The following is a 3,291-nucleotide window of genomic DNA, read 5'->3' on the forward strand; positions in this document are numbered from 1 at the left end:
ATGTCTTTCTCCTTTCTGCATGTGTTATTACATACAAATATTATTACACATAAACCACTTTTTTTCAATACTTTATACATCGTCCACGCTTGTTTGGAGTGCTACCAACAACGGAAGTATGATATGTTATTGTATGCAAAATAATCAGCACCTCGTGGTATCCTCTTAAAAAAGAATGGTAAGATGGGGTCAAGGGGGCTGGCCCCCTTGCAGGGGAGGTCTGAGGAGGGGGCGGAGCCGCCCTCCTTCTTTCTTTTACCATGCAATATAAAGAGGATACGAGGGTGCTGTCCCTTTTTTTGTGATGGAGGAGCGCTGCCCCCTCCAACTACGGCACAAAGGCAGCGCAACCACTTCCGGACTGTTTCCCTTACCTCAGACGGCCTCAACTGCCTTGATGCCGGGGATATCGCTCTTGAGTTTGACCTCTATGCCTCCCTTTAGCGTCATGATTGACATCGGACAACTGCCGCAGGCACCAATGAGCTTGACCTTCACGATACCGTCATCAGTGATGTCAACAAGTTCCACATCCCCGCCATCGCGTCTTAGGGCCGGCCTGATTTGATTCAATGCACTCTCTACTTCTGTTCTGTCTACCATTTAAAAAAGCTCCTTTTCTTTTATTGTTAATGTCAGCAATCTCTGCATCATGCCCGATATAGGTTATATATCTCCTTCCTGACGGGACAGTTGCACACAAAGGTATCAGCAAACGGCAGCCGGTAACTGCAGTAGTTGGCATCAAGACAACGCACGAACAACACGTTATCGTTGACAAAGATGTCAACCTTACAGAGCCACTCGACCCTGTTTTTAATACACTGCTGCTCTTTCCTGCACTCTGCCGCCTCTTTAAGTACTTCGTCTCTTATGTTCAACAGTTCGTTCACTTTACATCCTCCTTTTCAATAAGATATATTATAACTTAATCTATGCAAGATGTAAAACTATCGAAAAATTTACGGCAGGCAAGACATACGCAACTGGCCCTTGCCCAACGGGTGCGGATAGAGGCGCTTGGCGTGCAACCGTGTCTTGTTGCCGGCGTGGATGCGGCATTTTCGGACAACAAGGTCATAGGCAGCGCCTGCCTCTTTGACTACGACACCCTGCACAAGGTACATGAGGTTTCGGTGGTGCAAGAGGTGGAGTTTCCGTATGTAGCGGGGTTTCTCTCCTTCCGTGAGGCGCCGGTGATTATCGGCGCCATAAAGTTGCTGCAGACCCCACCCAACCTTATAATCGTCGATGGTCAGGGGATCGCACACCCGCGTCGCATAGGGCTGGCCTCCCACATAGGGGTGCTCCTGGGCATACCGACTGTCGGATGTGCCAAGTCCAGGCTGATTGGCGTCCATCAGGAGCCGGGTCCGCACAAAGGCAACTGGCAGTACCTCTACGACAAGGAGCAACAGATCGGAGCCGTCCTCAGGAGCCGTGACAACGTAAGCCCGCTGTACATCTCCCCGGGGCACCTCATCGATATCAGTGGCTGCCTCGACGTCATCCTGCACACCACCACGCGCTACAGACTGCCGGAGCCTATCCGCTGTGCCCACAACCTGTCGGCGCAAAACAAACGGTTGTTGACATGACAAACGTAGTACTCATATCCCCCTACCCTGACATCACGGTGTTTGGACTGAGGACTATCTCTGCCTGGCTCAAGATGCACGGGCACAACAGCAGGATGGTCTTTCTGCCCGACCCCTATGCCGATGCCCCACTGTCAGACCGTAAAAGGCATACCAGGCAGATATACAGTGAACAGGTGCTCAATCAACTCATCTCTCTCTGTGCCGGAGCAGACCTGATTGGCATCACGCTGATGACAAACTACTTTGAACACGCCGTTGAGCTGACAACGGCCCTCAGGGACTCCCTTGAGGCGCCCATAATCTGGGGTGGGGTGCATCCGACGATCAGGCCGGAGGAGTGCATCAAACATGCCGATATCGTTTGCGTGGGCGAGGGTGAGGAGGCAATCCTTGAGCTGGCAAACAAGATTGCCTCAGGCTCGGACTACCTCTCAACACCAAACCTCTGGCTCAGAACGGCAGATGGTATCGTCAAAAACCCCCTCGCACCCCTCAACCGCAACCTCGATATCTACCCCATACCCGATTACAGCTTCCAAGACCACTACGTCTTGCAGCAGGGGCGTATCCCTCCCCTGGACTACGAAATGACCCGGGAGTTTTTGAGGAGCGGGACGGTGTCGGCCTATCTCAACAAGGTTGGCTATCAGACGATGACCGGTCGGGGCTGTCCACATGCCTGCACCTACTGCATAAACGACACGCTCAAGAATCTCTACAGCGGCAAGGGTGGTTATTTGCGGTGGCGTTCCGTGGGCAATGTCATGGAGGAGCTGTTGTGGGTCAAGGCCAATATGCCCTTTGTGGGGTACATCTGGATATCCGATGACGCCTTCTTTGCCAGGGGGACAAAGGCCATTGCGGAGTTCTGTCAGAGCTACAAGCGGGAGATTGGGTTGCCCTTCAGTGCCCTGGCCAGTCCCCTGACCGTGACCGAGGAAAAGATGGCGCTGTTGGTGGATGCTGGTTTGTGTTACATCCAGATGGGCATCGAAAGCGCCAGCGACAAAACTCAACGCCTCTTTAACAGGCAGAACATGTCAAACGACATCACAATGAAGGCCATCCGGATAATCAATAAATACAAGGACAGGATGTATCCCCCAAGCTATGACTTCATCCTTGACGTCCCCTATGAAACGGACGAGGACAGGATACAAACGCTGAGGTTTATATCGGAGATACCCAAGCCCTATCAGCTTCAGCCGTTTTCCCTGGTGCTCTACCCACAAACCCGGTTGTACCAGATGGCCAAGGCCGACGGCTTCATCACGGATGAGCACAGGGACATCTACGACAAGTCCTACACGATGCGACAGCCAAGCTATCTCAACCTCCTGATGACGTTGTGCCGAAGGGGGAGGTTTCCCGCACCGTTGCTGAGACTTCTCATTGCGCCCTCCGTGGTGCGGCTCTTTAGCAGCGGCCCTCTGAAGCAGCCTTTTAGCAAGGTCTACCAAGGGCTGCATCGCCTGTATCGGCTCGTTAAACGGAGGGGGTAGGCAGGGTTGTTGTGAATATATCTGCTATAAAAGTACCAACTATTAACGATGAATTTGTTCAAGTTAATAAGGGAATACTGGGTGCATAAACTTTTGGTGGGTAAGATAAACGGGGTCAAGGGGACTGGTCCCCTTGCAGGGGAGGTCAAGGAGGGGGCGGAGCCGCCCTTCTTGTGGGGGGTAGGGGG

The 3,291-nt window shown here is 52.5% G+C and carries 4 protein-coding genes; 2 read left to right on the forward strand and 2 right to left on the reverse strand.

What is annotated here, in order from left to right:
* Positions 1 to 375 precede the first annotated feature (375 nt).
* Positions 376 to 603 carry a NifU family protein gene (locus HWQ67_RS15015; RefSeq protein WP_218253505.1) on the reverse strand — a complete coding sequence of 76 codons (228 nt, stop codon included), beginning with the start codon at positions 601 to 603 and terminating at the stop codon, positions 376 to 378.
* Positions 604 to 650: 47 nt separating this feature from the next.
* Entirely contained in the window at positions 651 to 893 is a 243-nt protein-coding gene (locus HWQ67_RS15020; protein ID WP_218253506.1) for a hypothetical protein, read from the reverse strand.
* Between the two features lie 42 nt (positions 894 to 935).
* Here HWQ67_RS15020 and nfi point away from each other — a divergent pair, with 42 nt between their 5' ends.
* Both nfi and HWQ67_RS15030 read left to right on the forward strand, forming a co-directional pair.
* On the forward strand, positions 936 to 1,598 hold the full coding sequence (gene nfi, locus HWQ67_RS15025; protein WP_218253507.1) for a deoxyribonuclease V: 663 nt from the start codon (positions 936 to 938) through the stop codon (positions 1,596 to 1,598).
* Entirely contained in the window at positions 1,595 to 3,103 is a 1,509-nt protein-coding gene (locus HWQ67_RS15030) for a B12-binding domain-containing radical SAM protein (protein ID WP_218253508.1), read from the forward strand. Before nfi ends, HWQ67_RS15030 begins: the two co-directional genes overlap by 4 nt.
* The last annotated feature ends 188 nt before the right edge of the window (positions 3,104 to 3,291 follow it).

The organism is Candidatus Magnetobacterium casense (assembly GCF_019173545.1).
Lineage (GTDB): Bacteria > Nitrospirota > Thermodesulfovibrionia > Thermodesulfovibrionales > Magnetobacteriaceae > Magnetobacterium > Magnetobacterium cryptolimnobacter.